Below are 16,119 nucleotides of genomic sequence, written 5' to 3' on the forward strand. Positions count from 1 at the left end.
GGGCCTTGTCAGCCTTCCCTGCCGCTCACCGCTGCGCTTTCGAAGGTTGCCATGTTGTTGTGGAGGTGGAGGGCGGTCTTGGCCAGGACTGCTGCAAGGGCTGCGCCGCTGCCTTCGCCCAGGCGCATGCCGAGGTCAAGGAGGGGCTTCTGGCCCATGGCCGCAAGAGCGCGGACGTGGCCTGATTCTGCCGAGACATGGGCGAAGAGGCAGTGCTCGATGCTTTCCGGATTGACGGCATAGGCGATGGCGGCGGCCGCAGTCGCGACGAAGCCGTCGACGATGACCGGCACCTTTTGGTGACGGGCGGCGATCAGGGCACCCAGCATCGCAGCGATCTCGCGGCCCCCGACGCGGGCGAGGATTGCCAGCGGGTGATCGAGGGTGCCGGCGTGGTGGGCAAGGGCCCGGTCCACTGCATCGGCCTTGCGAGCAAGGCCGGCATCGTCGACACCGGTGCCACGGCCCACCCAATCGGCGCCGGTGCCGCCGAACAGGGCTGCGTAGATGGCGGCGGCAACGGTGGTGTTGCCGATGCCCATCTCGCCCAGGCAGATGAGGTCGGGCTTGCCGGCGATCGCTTCCATGCCATAGGCGATGGTTGCCGCGCACATCTTGTCGTCGAGCGCCGCTTCGCGCGTGATGTCGCCGGTGGGAAGTTCGAGCGCCAGTTCGAAAACGCGCAGGTTGATTTCGTGCAGGGCGCAAATCTGCGAGATGGCGGCGCCGCCATTGGTGAAATTGGCGACCATCTGTGCCGTCACCTCGCGCGGGAAGGCGGACACGCCCTGGTCGGTGACCCCATGATTGGCGGCAAAGATCGTGACCATGGGGTTGTCGAGCCGCGGCTGCGCCCGGCCCTGCCAGCGGGCAAGGAACTCGACCAGGCCTTCTAGCCTACCGAGCGAGCCGGCGGGCTTGGTCAGCTGGGCGTCGCGCGCGCGCACCGCCGCCACCGCGGATTCGTCGCCATCGCCGACAATGGTGAGGAGTTCGACGACGTCGGCATAGGCGGGGCTGAGCGCGGGCATGGCAAGTCACGGTGGTTCGGGATAGGAGTTGGCGGACTTGTTGCCGATCCCGGGGTGAAAAGCAATTGAACCACGATGAGCCGCTGATCGAGCCGCCCGAACTGCACCGTGCAGAAGCGGCGAGTGCCGGCCTTGGCCTCAAGGCTGATCTCGTTATGGCGCTGCGCTTCTTTTCGCGCCTGCCGACCGGCGACTCGCCACATCAGGTGCCCGATCTGGGGCGCATCGCCCTGGCGCTGCCGCTGGCCAGCGTCGTCATCGGCATCGGCCCTGCCCTGCTGCTCGTCGTCGGTGCGTTTCTTGGCCTTCCCAGCTATTTTGCCGCGGCCCTTGCCGTGGGGGGCATGATCATTGCGACGGGGGCGATGGCCGAGGATGCCGTGGCGGATGCCATGGACGGGCTTTTCGGCGGCCATAGCCGTGAAAGGCGGCTGGAGATCATGAAGGACAGCCGCCATGGCACCTATGGCGTGGCGGCGCTATGCCTGTTCGTTCTTCTGCGCGTGACCGCCCTGGGCGCGGTGGCGGCGCTCAATCCCCTGGCCGCTGCGGCGCTGTGGCTGGCGGCAAGCATTGCCGGCAGATCCGGCGCCCTGTGGCTGGCCGTGACGCTGCCGCCGGCGCGGCGCGACGGGGCTTCAGCGGCCGCGGGACAGGTGCCACTGCGGAACTTCCTGGTGGGTGGAGCCTTTGCGCTGGTCTTGCTGTTCGTGCTGGCGGCGCCGGCGACCAGCGTTGTGGCGGTGGTTGTCGCGGGAGCGGCGGCGAGCCTGGTGATTGCCGGCTGGACGGCACTGTGCCGCCGGCTGCTGGAGGGACAGACCGGCGACGTCATCGGGGCGCTGGGGGCACTGGTCGAAACGGCAGTGCTCGCCGCGCTGCTGCCGTTTGTGTGAGCCTGAGGCGCACGCAGTCTTGAATTTGACACCGGGTCCGCCTTTATCTTGCGGAGCGGTTGAACAAGGGGAGCGCCGAACATGATCTTTATCGGCGTAGCGCTGCTGATCGCCGTCGGGCTGGCTTTCCTGATCAGTGCCGACGCCGGGGCGGTTTTCGGCCTCAGCCAGGGGCAGACGGCGCAGCTGATCCCCATGCTAGTGATCCTGGTGGTGTTTGCCGGCGGCTTGTTCACGCGCCGCCGCAAGGCGCAGGAGCTGATCGGCAGCGTCTTTCTATGGGTCGCCATCGTCGGGGTTGCGGCGCTGGCCTATGCGTATCGCGATGAACTGACCAATGTGGCGGCCCGCGTCGCCGGTGAATTGCAGCCCGGAGTTGCCATGGTGGACGCCGAGCAGGGCCTCGCCACCTTCCGCCGCGGGATCGGCGGGCATTTCGAGATCAATGCGACGGTGAATGGCCATACGACCCCGATGATCTTCGATACGGGGGCGAGCGCGGTGGTGCTGACGCGCGATGATGCAGAAGCGGCGGGCATTTCCACCAAGAAGCTCAACTACACGATTGCGGTATCGACCGCCAATGGGACCGGGCGGGCAGCGCGGGTGCGGCTGGACCGGATGGAGGTGGGCGGCATTGTGCGCGAGGGTGTGGTTGCCTTCGTTGCGGAGGAACATGCGCTCGACCAGAGCCTGCTCGGCATGACCTTTCTCGAGACCCTCAGCCGCTACAGCGTGACGCAGAACTCGCTGGAGCTCGCCGACTGAGCCGTCAGCTCGCCTCGGCCAGCGGCGGATGCGAGAGGGCGTCGAGCGCCTGGAACATGACGGCTGAATCGGCACCCGGCTTGCAGGCCTCGACGCTCAGGATCTGGCGGAACTGGCGGGCGCCGGGCAGGCCATTGGCGAGGCCCAGCATGTGGCGGGCGATGTTGTTGACGCGCGTGCCCGAAGCGCACTCGCGGTCCGCGTAGTCGGCCATGGCCCGGATGATGTCAGGCAATTCTGGCTTTGGGGCCGTTGAACCGAAGAAGCGCCGGTCGACCTCGGCGAGGAGCATGGGCGTGTTGTAGGCAGCACGGCCCAACATGACCCCGTCCATATGGGCGAGTTCGGCTGCTGCCATGTCGAGATTTTCGAGGCCGCCATTGATCATCATGGGCAGTTCGGGCAGGCGCTGGTGCAGGCGGTGCACCCGGTCGTAGTTGAGCGGCGGAATGGTGCGGTTTTCCTTGGGGCTCAGGCCCTTGAGCCAGGCCTTGCGGGCATGGACGTAGAGCGCGTCGACGCCGGCGTCGACAATGGCATCGGCAAAGCGGTCGAGGCTTTCCTCGGCGTCCTGGTCATCGATGCCGATGCGGCACTTGACGGTTACCGGCCGATCGGTGGCGTCGCGCATGGCGCGCACGCAATCGGCGACCAGTTGCGGCTCGGCCATGAGGCAGGCACCGAACTTGCCCGACTGCACCCGGTCGGAGGGGCAACCGACATTGAGGTTGATCTCGGCGTAGTTGTAGCTTTCGGCGATGCGGACCGCCTTGGCCAGTTCGGCGGGCTCCGAACCACCCAGCTGGAGGGCGACCGGGGCCTCTTCGCTGTTGAGGCGGAGGTGGCGCTCGGCGTCGCCATGAACGATCGCGCCCGTGGTCACCATCTCGGTGAAGAGCAGGGCTTCGCGCGTCAACAAGCGGTGGAGAAAGCGGCAGTGCCGATCCGTCCAATCGATCATGGGGGCAACGGAAAAGCGCCGGGCCTTAGAGACGCTGCTTTTTCCCGATTTTGCTGGGGTATTGGACATTTTATCGGCTGCTCGAATGCGACCATTCCGGCCTGTTGTTGACTGTTTCGTCGTACCAGGTACAACATTGTCGTACCAGCAGGAGGCTTGTCGTACCGCTATGGGCACTATCGTTTCGCGCAAACGTAAAGACGGCACCACTGGGTACACTGCGCAGATACTCATAAAGCGCGGCGGCAAGATCGTCCACCGACAGGCACAAACCTTTGACCGAAGGGGCGCGGCCGCTGCCTGGATAAAACGCCGGGAAACCGAGCTAGCGGTGCCAGGAGCGCTGGAACGTGAGAACCGAAAGGATCATCCACTGGCGGACGCAATAGATTGGTATGTCGAGAACTCGATCAAAGAGATCGGCCGAACCAAGGCGCAGGTACTTCGATCAATCAAAGAGTACGGCATAGCGGGCATGCCATGTAGTACCATTGGCAGCACCGATATAGTTGCATTTGCCAGGGAGTTGGGCAGCAGCGGGCGGAAGCCGCAAACCGTTGCAAACTACCTTTCACACCTCGCCTCGATTTTCAGGATTGGCAAAGCTGGAGGTGGTTTCGAACTCGACTATCCGGCCATGATTGCAGCGCAAGCGGTACTGCGTCATCAGGGCACTGTTAGCAAGTCGGAGAAACGAGACAGGCGCCCTACCCTTGCCGAACTGGACAAAATTCTCGACCATTTCAAAATAAGGAACGAGCGCCGCCCAGCGTCCGGCCCAATGGTCCAGATTATAGTGTTCGCGATTTTCTCGACGCGGCGACAAGACGAGATCACTCGGATCCGATGGGACGACTTGCAACGTGAGCGCGGCCGTATTCTGGTGCGAGACATGAAGCACCCAGGTCAGAAGAAAGGCAACGACACTTGGGTTGACCTGCCGCCTGAAGCTATCCGGGTTGTCGAGGCAATGCCTAAGAACAAGGCCGAAATCTTCCCTTACACAACCGACGCCATCAGCGCCGCATTCACCCGCGCTTGTCAGTTCCTTGGGGTAGAGAATCTCCACTTTCATGACCTGCGACACGACGGTGTGTCACGACTGTTCGAGATGGGCTTCGCCATCCCGAACGCCGCAGCTGTGAGCGGTCATAGATCATGGTCGTCATTGCAGCGTTACACCCACTTGGAACAGTCCGGTGACAAATACGCCAACTGGCCATGGCTTGAGATTGCAAGTACGCCCCTGTCAAAGGATGAAGCCGCCCTGTAGAGCGGCCTCAGACTGAGCTGTTAGCCTCGATCGCGGAGCTTGTTAAACGCGCGCAGCGACAGGGCCATGTCGATCTCGATGGATTCGCCCCCGAAGTAATCAGCGACTTTGAAAGTGCCTTGGACGATGACGTGTGGCGCTTTGGAGCGGAGTTGCCGCTCGGTGTACCAGAGCGGGCGCTCGGGTGCGGTAGGTTCGTGATTGGTCATGTTCGTGTGCTCAGTGCGACGGCTTTTCGAAGGCCGTTTTGGTGCCCACCGGCATTCGGGGCAGGCAAAACCGGGATTTTCGAAAACGCCAACTGAGCAGCGCTCCGCACACTTTCCCCTGGCAGGGTCTTGTATGGTGTGCAGGATCCCGGCATAAAGATGCCGGTCACGGGCGCGTGAGCGACCGAGGCTCTCTTACGGGGCAGTTTCATCCTTGCCGGGATTGGCTGCACCGCTCAGTTTGGTTGCACATTGGCTTGCCGGCCTAGCGCGGGTGTTTTCGAAGCACCGCTGCCAACCTACCAATCTCATGGTTTGCGAATAGTGAAAAACCACCCTTGCCCGGGTGGTTAGTTCACATTTGTCAGGTTGACTTGGAACAGAATCTGAGTTGATGCGTTAATACTGCCTTCAAACGTATGTATTCGACATGTTCGGCCTAAAACGAATACTTTCGCATGTGACTTGTGCTGCAGAGCAAGCTGCTTCAAAGGCAGCCCATGACTACCCCACCTCGCCTTATGACCCGCGCCGAAGCCGCTGCTTATTGCGGCTACAAGCCGTCGGCATTCTCTGCTCACGTCGCAGCAGGAAAGCTCCCCAAACCTCTTGTTGGTTTGCACCGTTGGGACCGCAAGGTACTCGACGCATTCCTAGACAAGGCCAGTGGCATCGATCCGCCCGAGGGGGAAGATGCCTTCACACAATGGGAGCGGGAATATAGAGCCGGCAAGGAGGGCGAGAAGTGACAGCTGCCAAGCAGAACCGCCAAGACACCCTCCCACGCAGCTTGCCGCCCATCGGGCTCTCCCGCGAAACAGCTGCGGCTTTCATCGACGTCTCGCCGTCCAAATTTGACGAGATGGTCCGGGACGGACGTATGCCAAAGCCAAAGCAGATCGACGCCAGACGAGTTTGGTCACGCACAGCCATCGAGAAGGCGTTTGCGCGCTTGCCTGGTGGTGAGGACGATCAAGACGATGAATGGGAGGCCGTGTGAGTAGCACCGTGACTGCGTTCCGTAAGAAACGTGTTGCCGAAATCTATACTTCCGCCTCACTATGCTGAGTGAGGAAGTTGTTGAGGGGGGCAACATGGACGACAAGTTCTACAACCGAGTTGGCGGAGAGCGCATCGAGGGTAGGCAAATCGATGAGTTGATTGGCATCACTCGTGGGTTACTCGCAGACGGAGCGATCAACCAAGCCGAAGTCGAGTTCTTGCAGAAGTGGCTCGCGGCAAACGTTGAAGTTAGCAGTCAGCCTTTGATCCGCATGCTCTACCGGCGCATCAATGAAGTGTTAGCCGACGGCGTGGCAGACGAGGACGAGAAAGTCGAGTTGTTCGAAACCCTCGGCCGTTTCACCAACCACGATTTCGAGTTGGGAGAGCCGCTTAAGGCCACCACTCTGCCAGTCTGCCAGCCCGCTCCTTCACTGACGTTCCCAGGCCTCCGGTATACGTTCACTGGCACATTCAACTATGGGCAGCGAAAGCACTGCGAGGCGGCTGTCATAGAACGTGGTGCTACCGCAGGCGGCATCGCTCAGAAGACCAACGTTCTGGTCATCGGGGTTTATGCCACCGAGTCTTGGAAGCACTCCTCGTTCGGTAACAAAATCCTCCAGGCGGTGGAGTGGCGGGAGCAGGGATTCCCCATCTCGATCGTCTCTGAGGATCACTGGGTTAGGCACCTAAATTGATCAGGTCAGTGACGTTAGCCGCCTTTGCGGCAGTGCTGCTTGTCGTCGGGCCGGTTACACCCTCGGCGGTGGCGCAGAACGGCGACTGCAACATCAAAGGCAACGTGAGCACGCGGGGCGAGAAGATCTACCACGTGCCTGGGCAGAAGTATTACAATGAGACCCGAATAAGCGCGTCGCACGGAGAGCGCTGGTTCTGCTCAGAAGAAGAGGCGCGCGCGGCGGGCTGGCGGAGGTCACGCGTTTAACGCACAACCCGCACCGCAGCGCAGTGCAGCACTACGCTGACCATTGCCGCAGCCGGCAACACCCACCATGGCACACCACTCAGTACTGCCGTGGTAGCTAGGCTCAAGGTAGCGATGGCTAGCCCATTCAGGTATTGTGCTTGTGTCTTCTTCGCTTCGTCGGTCATTGCCGCCTCCTGTGTTTAGAGGCAGAGTACCGCGGCATGAGCTGACGGGGATAACTTGGACAGCGTATGCTGGATTAATCCCGCTAAGGGGCGGGAGCGGAAGCGCCGCTTGTGCAGCGGGCATGGGTATTCTCCGGAAAAGGGTAAAGAAAAACCCGCCGGAGCGGGTCGGTTAGCTTGCTTTGGTGAAGCCGAAGGTTGAGGATCGGCGGTAGTGGACAAGTTCGCGTAGGGTACAGTCAGACCCAGCGACCTACCTTTCGGCGTACCGAATCCCATGCTAGCGCACCCTTATGAGCCTCAAAGAAAACCACAAGCGCGGGGATCTCCAAGGATTGCGCGCTTTCGCTGTCCTTGGCGTGATTGCGTTTCACTTTGACGTCCCACCCTTCCGGGGAGGTTTCGTCGGCGTTGACGTTTTCTTCGTGCTGTCTGGGTTCTTTATAACTCGGCTACTTCACCGTGAGCTTGAGCAGACCGGGTCGATCAACTTGCTTCAATTCTGGGGCAACAGGATCAAGAGGCTGCTGCCGAACGCTCTCCTTACAATTCTCGCTACAGTCGTTGTGTCGGCGACCTTGCTGCCAGCTTACAGATTGCCCGGCTTAGCTGTCGATGCCGCTTCAGCCAGCCTGTTCTTCGCCAACTTCCACTTCGCTGCCAGCGCCGTCGATTATTTCCAGCTCGGAGACCCCCCCAGCCCTCTGTTGCACTTCTGGTCGCTCTCGGTTGAAGAACAATTCTATCTCGCGCTGCCACCACTGCTGGCGGCTCTAGGGCTTTTTTTCAACCGGCTCGGAGCGTCTCGACTGATCCTCGTTGCGCTAGCTGGTGCGTTCGCGGGCTCTCTTGTTGGCGCCATGACGATCATCATCACAAGTCAGCCTGAGGCATTCTACCACCCGCAATATCGAGCATGGCAGCTTGCCACTGGTGGCTTAGTGAGCCTAGCCTACGTTCACCGACAACGGATCGCCGCACCTCTGCGCGCTTTCGGCTGCTTTTTCGGCCTAGCCGCAATCGTATATTCGTACCTCGCCTACAACGATCAGCTGATCTATCCAGGCGCTTGGGCACTCCTTCCGACAGGAGGCGCCGCTCTTGTGCTTCTAGGCTTAGACTCCCCTCAGTCTGCGAAGTTGAGCAGCTCTCTGGCTCACCCCTGGCTCGTTCTGGTCGGGGACATGTCATACAGCCTATATCTTTGGCACTGGCCGGTGGCAGTAATCATCTCAGCTCTTTGGCCGGAATGGTCTGTAGCAGCAACCTGTCTGGGTCTGACCATTACCGCATTTCTGAGTGCCTTGGCTTACTACCTGGTAGAACGGCCGGTCCACCATCTTTCACTACAAGCTGTGGGACTTGGCCGAATGTTCGGTGCAGCGGCGCTTGGTGTTATTGGCGTCGCTGCTGCTTCTCTAGCTGTGCATGCCCTTCCCAGCCGCACGAATCCTATCCTAACTGCCCAGATCAACGCCGCAGCGAATGATTTCGGCGAGAACTACCTAAATGGCTGTCACCGGGACTTCGAAGACGTTGATCAACCTCCATGCACTTTTGGCAGGATTGGCGGGCCAAAGGTGGTTCTGTTCGGAGACAGCCACGCTGCGCAATGGTTCACTCCATTGCAGCTGGCAGCAGACACCCTGGGCTGGGAAGTTCAAACACGGACCAAGTCATCTTGTCCTGCCGTGCCAGTCACTATCTGGTACCAGCCTTCAAAGGCGCCTTACAAGGAATGCAACGTCTGGCGTAATCAGATCTTGGCCGAACTGCGTTCAAGTCCACCTGACCTCGTTATCATCGGCAACTCGTCACGGTACCACGGTTGGGTGTTCGATGAGGAGTACCAGCAGCCGGCCGATAACGCCTCTGCTGAATCATTGTGGCGGGCAGCGCTGGAGGAGCTGTATGCAGAACTTGCGGCTGCTGGCATTCCGGCGGCGTTCATAAACGACACGCCGGAGATGTTCACCAGCTATCGAGACTGCCTAAGCTTCGGCGAGATGGAAGCGTGCGGGCGCCCGCGGAGTGATGCGCTGAGAGGTATGCCCACCTCTCTGCCTGCAGCCGGTCAGCATGTAATCGATGTAAATGACAGGTTGTGCGATAGGGACGCTTGTTTGCCAGCGATTGGCGGGAACATTGTGTACCGGGACCAACATCACCTCACTGCTACTTTTGCAGCGTCAATGAAAGACGTTTTCGAAAAGGCCTTGAAGAGCGAAATCTCCGCACTAAAGCCCTAAGATGAACGCTATCGATAGGATCGTAACATTGACTCCTGTATTTCCTGGGCATGTAAATATGGGTGGCCTTCCGATATAGCGCTCGACGGTATCGCGGCAAGCATTATGCAAATGGGCTGACGACATTATTGCGGATATCTGTCGGCAAGCCGGTTACAGTAGAGGCGCGCACGTTGCCGATCATCGCACCGGGGCTTGATGGGAAGCTGGTATAGGATCCATTCATAAACCGGCAGTTGAAGAACCCAAGATTGGTGAAGGCGCCGACCTCTCCGCCCGTCATGTCGCAGTCGTCAAATGTGTAAAGATGATTGCCGCCGGCTTCACCACTGTGCTTTAGCACCGAACCTATTGTGCTCTGATGGGCGGCAAAGCGGCTCACCGAATAGGGGCTAAACCGGCACTGGGTTGCACGCATATTGGAAACGCTGACGTTCCAAGCTCGGCTATCGGATGTGTCTAGCGCTGCGATAAAGACGCCAAATTGCGCTCCAGTGAAATCCGAGCAACCATCAATGGTGACCCGTGGGGTTCGCCCGGTTGCGAAGACAGCCTCTTTATAGGCGAAAACGCCACCAAGCGATTTTCCATTAGGTCCGACAGCTTTATTTGTGCCGGTGATGTGGATTTCTCCCCAGCTTTGATGGTCGGCCTTGAACGCGCCGCTGTAAAGCAACCATGCGTCGGCATCGCAATCTATCGTGATGTTCTCAATGTGCAATTTATCGGCCAGGGACACGCGATCAGTCCGGCCTGGCGCAAAATCTCCTTCGCGACTCGTATACGCCACAAGGTCGAAAGGCTGGCCGTGGGCAGAAACGCCGCGCGAGAAGCACTTGATATCCCGGAGCATGACAGTGCCGCCTAAGTGCGGCGTGTCGAGCCGTATTCCAAGGAAGCCTCGCCCACCAAAGGAAGAAACATTCTCCACGTGGAGATCATTGCCGGCAATCCATAGAACTGGCTCGCCAACGGCGCGGGTGCGAACTGTGCAATTCTTGATGGTGAAGTTCTCGCACCAGTGATCATCGATGATCGACCACCGCCCGCCGTCGATGACGCAGTCGGTATTGTTCCGACCAGAAAATGCGTGCCTGGCGTCAAGCATTTCCGCGTCGTAGACACGCATGCCGAGCGTGCGGCTTCCTTGAATTCCGTAGCCTGTGCCGGGAGTGCCGAAACCGCTTGAGACCGGGTTATTCCAAATCGTGCCCACGCAATCGATCGAGTAAAAGCCGGTGACAATGCCGTTCGTTGGGTCCGCGACATGGATACGCGGAAAGTCCACGGTCACATGGTCGCGCCTAATGTGAAGGACACCATCGGGGCCGTTGCCTTCGGTGCCGGTGTAGAGAAACGAAATACCCGCAACCCTGATCGGCCGATCAGGATCATATGCTGTAGCCGTCAGATTGGCCTTGCTGGTGTAAGAGCACACCAGGCCGCGGCTCAGACTCCCATCCTGCGAATGCACCTGCACAGTTTCGGTCTTCAGATAGTGCGGGGCGCCAATGCGCTGGATCAGCACTTCAGTTGAACTTAGAACGACTGTCTTACCTGAAGCATTCACAGCGCCGATTTCGGTCAGTCCGCGTGTGAGATTTGCCACCCATGCGGCGGTGCTTAGAACGGTGCCAGCCTTATTGTCTCGCTCCCAGCGAAAGGGCGTCACAGTGTTGTTTTTGGGGACGATAAAGTACCCCAAGAACGTCGCATCTTCCGTGCACTCGATTGTCGTCAACGGGTTGATAAAATAGCCCGTGCGACGGTCTGCCATCTGTCGACGAAGGAACGTTGAAACCTCCGCCATCTTCCGCCACGCAGGTGTATCGTCGGTAACGCCATCGCCAGTTGCACCGAACATTTCCGGCAACAAGACCAGCGCATCAATCTCATACCAAACGCCATTCGCATTCTGGAACTTGCCTGGATGCGCAGGCTCGGCATTAACCTTGCGGTATTTCGCGCCAGACCCTGTCTGATAGCTCGTGTCGTAATACGCGATGTCGTAGTAGGCAGGATCGACATCTGGTTCGTCCGCAATGGCCGCTGCGACTGTGGCCTTTATCGAAGTGCCGCCGCTTACCGCTGCTAGAGCCGCCGCGGCTGCTTCCTCAGCCCTATCTGCTTCTTCGCCGGCTCGATCGGCGTCTGCGTTGGCACTTGTCGCGCTTGCCGCAGCGGAAGCCGCAGCACCGGCATCGATCAGAAGCTGATACTGCCCATCCTCGTTCAGGTAGAACATCACCATGCCGGTCCATTCACCGGCAGAGAGTGGGTTGCCTGCGAGGTTGCGGACCGAGCGCGCCGGGCCGCCGCTGATCGAAAGCGTCAACTGGCCAGTATTGGGCGTCTCCACCTTTGCGAAGAACACCTCGACGCCGGCAGGGTTGACGCCCGTATTCAGCGAGCCTGTCTGGGCCGTGCCCGATCCCGCAAGGTCGACCTGCGCGAAAGTGTCAGCGAACGGCCTCCCAAAGACCCATGCCGCACCACTGCGGCTATAATACCCCGCGTCAGCGCCTGTGAGCACCACACCCATATAGTTTTCATTGGGCGGCGTCACGGCCTGCAGTGCAGTCAGGGTGTTGCGCGTGACGGCTTGACCCGAGCGGTTCATTACCCCCTTCAGAAAGGCACGAACCTCAGACTTAACCGGCTCGTGTTGGCCGCTCGACGGGTTATTCAGGATTTTGTTGTCGCGATAGACCTGGTCGACGGTGAGGGTCATTCGTTGCCCTCGCCAGAAACGTCAACAATGTTCTGCAGCGCTTCCCGTGTCGGAGCGGAAAGCCCCCCGGCTGCTAGCTCGAGTATGGCTTTCGCGAGAATCAAGAAAAGCCAGTTGGTACTAAGAGTCATTCGGCACTCCATGTGCAAAAAGCCCGCCTCAAGGCGGGCTGTAAAAGTTTCAGTTCGGAAAGAAAAACCCGCCTTGATGGGCGGGCTGCGGGCTTGGAATGGTTAGTGGTAGCTCGGCGTTAGCTGGACCGAGACACAGTGCTTAACGATACGTGAATGAATCTACTTGCTTGAATTCACGCGATTGTGCTTAGTCACTGCATTGTTGGGGACTTTCTAATGTTGAAGAAGACTGTAATCGTGCTCGGCGCGACTGCGATGCTTGCTGCCTGCGCAACACCGCCGAAAGACATCGCACCTGCTTATGTTTCGACTGGCCTTTACGAAAATCTGAGTTGTGCCCAGCTTCGTGCCGAAGCCGAGGCCGTATCGGCCCGTGCGGCCGCGGCAAATGGACAGCAGGAAAAGGCCCGTAGCAGCGACGTGGCTATGACCACCGTCTCTCTGGTGCTCTTCTGGCCGGCCGCATTCTTCATGAAGGGTGATGGCGCAGCTGCAGCGGAAGTCGCCCGTCTCAAAGGCGAGATGCAGGCGATCGAACAGGTCAACCGCATCAAAAACTGCGGCATCACTTTCGCTGCTACATAGGCGCAGCGACTTTTAAGCCGGTACCTCGGTGGGCACTTGCCACCTACGAGTCGCTTCGTCCGCGTGACAACCCAGGTTGCCATCAACCGGCTTCATCGCCTTTTATAGCTGCCCGCGTTTTTCCATAGTCACTTCGCACGCGACGAGGGAGGGCTGCATTAGCTGAATGATGTCGGTGATGGCTCGCCAGGTTCCTTCTTATGCGCTTCTACACTGCGAGATTGATATGTACCGCGACGACAAGCCAGCTTTAGTTGCACTTGGACTTATTCTTCTAAGTGTCGTGATGATCGCCGTCGTTGGACTGCTACACCGCGTTCCTGTGGATTCCTCCATAGTTGCGAGCTTAGAAGCCAGAGGTCCGCTCGAGGGATACTGGTGGCCGGAATTTTCGACGCGGGATACCTATGCAAATTGGTTGACAGCTTTACTTGCTCTTGTCGCGACCGGCATTAGCCTAGTCGGGTTGGTTCTCGTTAGGAGGACTTTTATCGAGACAAGGCGAACTGCCAACGCCGCCATAGAAGCGAACGCCACGGCTAGGTTGCTGGGCGAGGCGCAGGTAAGGGCTTATGTGTCTTGGGATCATGCGAGTACCGCCAGCATGCACGCTCAGATGGATGGTGCCGTGGTGGCCTTCCGCTTTGCGCCAGTCATTAAGAACACCGGACAGTCTCCAGCAACTTTGAAGCTGCTTTACGTCGACATGCCTCTTCTTTCTCAGTCTGAGCCAGCCCCAAATATCACGTTTTCACGGATGGGCGCCGAAGTAGAGCATGAATTGGGTGCGGGTAATGTTTTCAACCTGTCTGACCGCTTTCTCTCTATGGATGAAGCGTGGGAGGTGTACCAGGGGAAGAAGAGGTGCTTTCTCTTTGGCTACGGGGAGTACCGTGACGTCTTTTGGCAACGGGACGCCGATACCCGTGTTTTCCGCTTCTGTTTCGAAGTATTCATCAGAACGCCACCCGATCATACACCTATTGAGCAGTTCTTTTTGGGGATACAGTTCCAGAACGTGCCCTTTTACGATATCGCGCCACATGCTTAGAGGGTGGTCCTAGACTTTTGGCGAGCAGGTTGGAGCCATAACGCCCCGCTTTCGCGAGGCGTTTCTGGTTATGCCCATCGGGCTAATAGCTGGCAGTCAGAGAGTTCGAGGTGGAACGGCTGGGCGGCCGTAACGGGTTCGGAAGCGATGCTCGTGATAAGCAACAAGCGCGTAGACATGCGTGGCAAGCAATGCCGAAAAAGCCTTTTTGATCATGCTTTTACTCCGACTTACCCAAGTCCAACGAGCTTTGTTGAAGATTGGTTCCGGATTCATACGAGGGACAAAAAACCCGCCTTGGAGGCGGGTTGAAGCCGGCGTCTTACTAGCTAGCAAGAATGCGATCTAGAATCTTGCGGTACCTACTCTCGAAAAGGCGCGGAACATAAAGCTGTGGGATTTTGAGCTCGAGCGCGATCGTGTAGTCGTCGATTTCGTTCAAGGCGCGCTTAGCTGCATACTCCAGGCGCTTAGCCTCTGGACAAAGAGCTCCGAGAGCCATCCAGAAACAATCGAATTCAGATTGAATTTGGGGCGTGAGCTCATCAGGGCCGTTGATCCCCTGGAGTAGCGCCTCGAACTCTGCCCCGGTGTCTGCTGCAGAGAGCTCATCACCGAAGAGGTGCATGAACTCTTTTACGACCACGAAGCGGGTCCAACACTTGTTAAGGCCCCGAGCAATAGCAACGATATGGCCGCCAAACTGGCGTACCATAACGTGATCTTGATTCTTGGCTGATAGGTAAAACCCACGACAGTGCTGCGGGTCCATATCCACTATCGTTATGGGGATCTTGGGCACGCCAGTAAGTTCGAGCGCCTTATCCCGGATAACGTTGCGACCTATATATAGCGGCTGTTCTTGGCAATATTCGTATAGGTCGCGATACTTCATTCGATTGAGCAGCTCAGACTAATCGTTGTCGTCAGACAGCAACTCGTATTCGCCGTTCATGATTTGGGCAATAGCTTTATTTACCTGCTCAGCTATTTGCTCAGGTGTGCTGTCCCGGGTAGAGCCGGGAAAAAGCTTGATGTCAGCCGCATTGAGCTCATCAACGGCAAAAAGCCGATGCTTCGCTAGTTCGATCTGAGTATCCATTCCACGCTCCTTAGAACTCCTGTGAGTTCATTTGTTTGTACGCCATAGCAGGTCAACAATATGTTGACAATGAGTTTGTTTTTTGGCTATTCGGGAATCCCGAATAGCCAAAGCCCATCTCCTGATGCGTCATGCTACTCACTCATATAAGGCGCGAAACGGGGCTAAGTTCGTTTCTCCGTTATAATTGATCGCGTGGCGAGAAGGATAACCACTCAACGCACCGCTGGCTTCAGCTGAATCGCGCGCTGAAGCTATCTACCTTTCACGAAGGCAGTGGCCCTTCACACCCTCGCGAGCGCCGTTGATCCCTTCGCTACCCACACCATCTATCCATCAACCGGTGCGCAATGCCCCCTGCTGCGCCGGACAGAGAAGGCCCTGGCGCTCTTAAGCTGCCGGGGCCTTTTTCAGTTTAGCGAAATGCCACGCCGACGCATGGCCGCTTCAGCTTTTTGCCGCAGTGCCTCACCAGGAGCGATTAGCGAGACGTCAGTGTCCTTATAGGCAGGGATCGGAGTTAGCGTGATCTCGAACAGGTCGACATCGGTGATGGTTCGAAGCGGCAACCTAAGTCCGCCGTCTTCCCATTCCTCGGCTTTCACTCTGAACCCAAAAGAGCACCCAGCAACGTCTCGCCTTCTGACGTGACCCACCGCTGCCTGACCATCCGGTGTTTCGGGGTTAGGTTGCAACGAGAACCACAATCCCACATCATCTACTCGGAGCTGCAGGGTTCCCGAGCTGGTTCGCCCGAGCACGTGGCTGTAGTCGTGGTATAGAAGGGCGAATATGTCCTTGTTCTCGCGCAGGGTACGATCAAAGCAGCCTGGAGCCAGACGCTCGCGAAACTCCCCGGCGATGGTAGTCTCTTTGCCGAACTTGGCTGCGTAACCGCTAAGAACCTCTGCCAAGTTTCGCCTCCGCGGCTGCAAGGCGAGCCTCGCGCTTACCCAGCTCCGATCGCTCCCGAAGTTCGCGAGCGATCACCGATGCATCTCGGCTTGAGAA

The 16,119-nt window shown here is 58.5% G+C and carries 17 protein-coding genes; 9 read left to right on the plus strand and 8 right to left on the minus strand.

Translation table 11 applies throughout. The annotated features are described in order from the left end of the window. Positions 1-8: 8 nt before the first annotated feature. Complete coding sequence (gene cobT, locus VIL88_RS14735; protein ID WP_331990138.1) at positions 9-1,031, minus strand: nicotinate-nucleotide--dimethylbenzimidazole phosphoribosyltransferase; 1,023 nt, start codon at positions 1,029-1,031, stop codon at positions 9-11. Between the two features lie 65 nt (positions 1,032-1,096). Between cobT and cobS the strand changes: the two genes are divergently transcribed. Together cobS and VIL88_RS14745 are read left to right on the plus strand one after the other, a co-directional pair. Beyond that, complete coding sequence (gene cobS, locus VIL88_RS14740; protein ID WP_331990140.1) at positions 1,097-1,927, plus strand: adenosylcobinamide-GDP ribazoletransferase; 831 nt, start codon at positions 1,097-1,099, stop codon at positions 1,925-1,927. An 81-nt stretch (positions 1,928-2,008) separates the two neighbouring features. Further along, a complete protein-coding gene (locus tag VIL88_RS14745; protein WP_331990142.1) occupies positions 2,009-2,695 on the plus strand; it encodes a retropepsin-like aspartic protease family protein in 687 nt (228 codons plus the stop codon). Positions 2,696-2,699: 4 nt separating this feature from the next. Here VIL88_RS14745 and dusA read toward each other — a convergent pair whose 3' ends face one another. Continuing rightward, positions 2,700-3,725, minus strand: coding sequence for a tRNA dihydrouridine(20/20a) synthase DusA (gene dusA / locus VIL88_RS14750; RefSeq protein WP_331990144.1), 1,026 nt, complete (start codon positions 3,723-3,725; stop codon positions 2,700-2,702). Positions 3,726-3,825: 100 nt separating this feature from the next. On the opposite strand from dusA, the gene VIL88_RS14755 reads away from it, so the two are divergent. Next, entirely contained in the window at positions 3,826-4,929 is a 1,104-nt protein-coding gene (locus tag VIL88_RS14755; protein WP_331990146.1) for a site-specific integrase, read from the plus strand. 20 nt (positions 4,930-4,949) lie between these two features. On the opposite strand, the gene VIL88_RS14760 is transcribed toward VIL88_RS14755, so the two are convergent. Further along, positions 4,950-5,138, minus strand: coding sequence for a hypothetical protein (locus VIL88_RS14760; protein WP_331990148.1), 189 nt, complete (start codon positions 5,136-5,138; stop codon positions 4,950-4,952). A gap of 521 nt (positions 5,139-5,659) precedes the next feature. On the opposite strand from VIL88_RS14760, the gene VIL88_RS14765 reads away from it, so the two are divergent. The 3 genes from VIL88_RS14765 to VIL88_RS14775 all read left to right on the plus strand — a co-directional run bounded on the left by VIL88_RS14765 (position 5,660) and on the right by VIL88_RS14775 (position 6,841). Then, positions 5,660-5,887, plus strand: coding sequence for a hypothetical protein (locus VIL88_RS14765; RefSeq protein WP_331990150.1), 228 nt, complete (start codon positions 5,660-5,662; stop codon positions 5,885-5,887). Beyond that, entirely contained in the window at positions 5,884-6,138 is a 255-nt protein-coding gene (locus tag VIL88_RS14770) for a hypothetical protein (RefSeq protein WP_331990152.1), read from the plus strand. The genes VIL88_RS14765 and VIL88_RS14770 overlap by 4 nt, the downstream gene beginning before the upstream one ends. A 94-nt stretch (positions 6,139-6,232) precedes the next feature. Then, a complete protein-coding gene (locus VIL88_RS14775) occupies positions 6,233-6,841 on the plus strand; it encodes a BRCT domain-containing protein (protein ID WP_331990154.1) in 609 nt (202 codons plus the stop codon). 244 nt (positions 6,842-7,085) lie between these two features. On the opposite strand, the gene VIL88_RS14780 is transcribed toward VIL88_RS14775, so the two are convergent. Then, complete coding sequence (locus tag VIL88_RS14780) at positions 7,086-7,256, minus strand: hypothetical protein (protein ID WP_331990156.1); 171 nt, start codon at positions 7,254-7,256, stop codon at positions 7,086-7,088. A 293-nt stretch (positions 7,257-7,549) separates the two neighbouring features. Here VIL88_RS14780 and VIL88_RS14785 point away from each other — a divergent pair, with 293 nt between their 5' ends. Beyond that, complete coding sequence (locus VIL88_RS14785) at positions 7,550-9,505, plus strand: acyltransferase family protein (protein WP_331990158.1); 1,956 nt, start codon at positions 7,550-7,552, stop codon at positions 9,503-9,505. A 103-nt stretch (positions 9,506-9,608) separates the two neighbouring features. On the opposite strand, the gene VIL88_RS14790 is transcribed toward VIL88_RS14785, so the two are convergent. Beyond that, on the minus strand, positions 9,609-12,236 hold the full coding sequence (locus VIL88_RS14790) for a hypothetical protein (RefSeq protein ID WP_331990160.1): 2,628 nt from the start codon (positions 12,234-12,236) through the stop codon (positions 9,609-9,611). 350 nt (positions 12,237-12,586) lie between these two features. On the opposite strand from VIL88_RS14790, the gene VIL88_RS14795 reads away from it, so the two are divergent. Both VIL88_RS14795 and VIL88_RS14800 read left to right on the plus strand, forming a co-directional pair. Next, positions 12,587-12,955, plus strand: coding sequence for a hypothetical protein (locus VIL88_RS14795; RefSeq protein ID WP_331990162.1), 369 nt, complete (start codon positions 12,587-12,589; stop codon positions 12,953-12,955). Between the two features lie 226 nt (positions 12,956-13,181). Then, complete coding sequence (locus VIL88_RS14800) at positions 13,182-14,006, plus strand: hypothetical protein (protein WP_331990164.1); 825 nt, start codon at positions 13,182-13,184, stop codon at positions 14,004-14,006. Between the two features lie 325 nt (positions 14,007-14,331). On the opposite strand, the gene VIL88_RS14805 is transcribed toward VIL88_RS14800, so the two are convergent. From VIL88_RS14805 to VIL88_RS14815, 3 genes are all read right to left on the minus strand, one after another. Continuing rightward, a complete protein-coding gene (locus VIL88_RS14805; protein WP_331990166.1) occupies positions 14,332-14,901 on the minus strand; it encodes a hypothetical protein in 570 nt (189 codons plus the stop codon). Positions 14,902-14,919: 18 nt separating this feature from the next. Continuing rightward, positions 14,920-15,108, minus strand: a complete 189-nt coding sequence (locus VIL88_RS14810; RefSeq protein ID WP_331990168.1) for a hypothetical protein — start codon at positions 15,106-15,108, stop codon at positions 14,920-14,922. Between the two features lie 410 nt (positions 15,109-15,518). Then, positions 15,519-16,022, minus strand: a complete 504-nt coding sequence (locus VIL88_RS14815) for an HK97 family phage prohead protease (RefSeq protein WP_331990170.1) — start codon at positions 16,020-16,022, stop codon at positions 15,519-15,521. Positions 16,023-16,119: the final 97 nt, after the last annotated feature.

Origin of the sequence: Devosia sp., assembly GCF_036563435.1 — a bacterium.
Taxonomy (GTDB): domain Bacteria; phylum Pseudomonadota; class Alphaproteobacteria; order Rhizobiales; family Devosiaceae; genus Devosia.

Bases quoted from the DNA above. Each gene is read 5' to 3' on its own strand.
- VIL88_RS14780 (WP_331990156.1), bottom strand. From the start codon at position 7,256: ATGACCGACGAAGCGAAGAAGACACAAGCACAATACCTGAATGGGCTA.
- dusA (WP_331990144.1), bottom strand. From the start codon at position 3,725: ATGTCCAATACCCCAGCAAAATCGGGAAAAAGCAGCGTCTCTAAGGCC.
- VIL88_RS14795 (WP_331990162.1), top strand. From the start codon at position 12,587: ATGTTGAAGAAGACTGTAATCGTGCTCGGCGCGACTGCGATGCTTGCT.
- VIL88_RS14745 (WP_331990142.1), top strand. From the start codon at position 2,009: ATGATCTTTATCGGCGTAGCGCTGCTGATCGCCGTCGGGCTGGCTTTC.
- VIL88_RS14805 (WP_331990166.1), bottom strand. From the start codon at position 14,901: ATGAAGTATCGCGACCTATACGAATATTGCCAAGAACAGCCGCTATAT.
- VIL88_RS14765 (WP_331990150.1), top strand. From the start codon at position 5,660: ATGACCCGCGCCGAAGCCGCTGCTTATTGCGGCTACAAGCCGTCGGCA.
- VIL88_RS14785 (WP_331990158.1), top strand. From the start codon at position 7,550: ATGAGCCTCAAAGAAAACCACAAGCGCGGGGATCTCCAAGGATTGCGC.
- VIL88_RS14775 (WP_331990154.1), top strand. From the start codon at position 6,233: ATGGACGACAAGTTCTACAACCGAGTTGGCGGAGAGCGCATCGAGGGT.
- VIL88_RS14810 (WP_331990168.1), bottom strand. From the start codon at position 15,108: ATGGATACTCAGATCGAACTAGCGAAGCATCGGCTTTTTGCCGTTGAT.
- VIL88_RS14800 (WP_331990164.1), top strand. From the start codon at position 13,182: ATGTACCGCGACGACAAGCCAGCTTTAGTTGCACTTGGACTTATTCTT.
- VIL88_RS14760 (WP_331990148.1), bottom strand. From the start codon at position 5,138: ATGACCAATCACGAACCTACCGCACCCGAGCGCCCGCTCTGGTACACC.
- VIL88_RS14755 (WP_331990146.1), top strand. From the start codon at position 3,826: ATGGGCACTATCGTTTCGCGCAAACGTAAAGACGGCACCACTGGGTAC.
- cobT (WP_331990138.1), bottom strand. From the start codon at position 1,031: ATGCCCGCGCTCAGCCCCGCCTATGCCGACGTCGTCGAACTCCTCACC.
- VIL88_RS14790 (WP_331990160.1), bottom strand. From the start codon at position 12,236: ATGACCCTCACCGTCGACCAGGTCTATCGCGACAACAAAATCCTGAAT.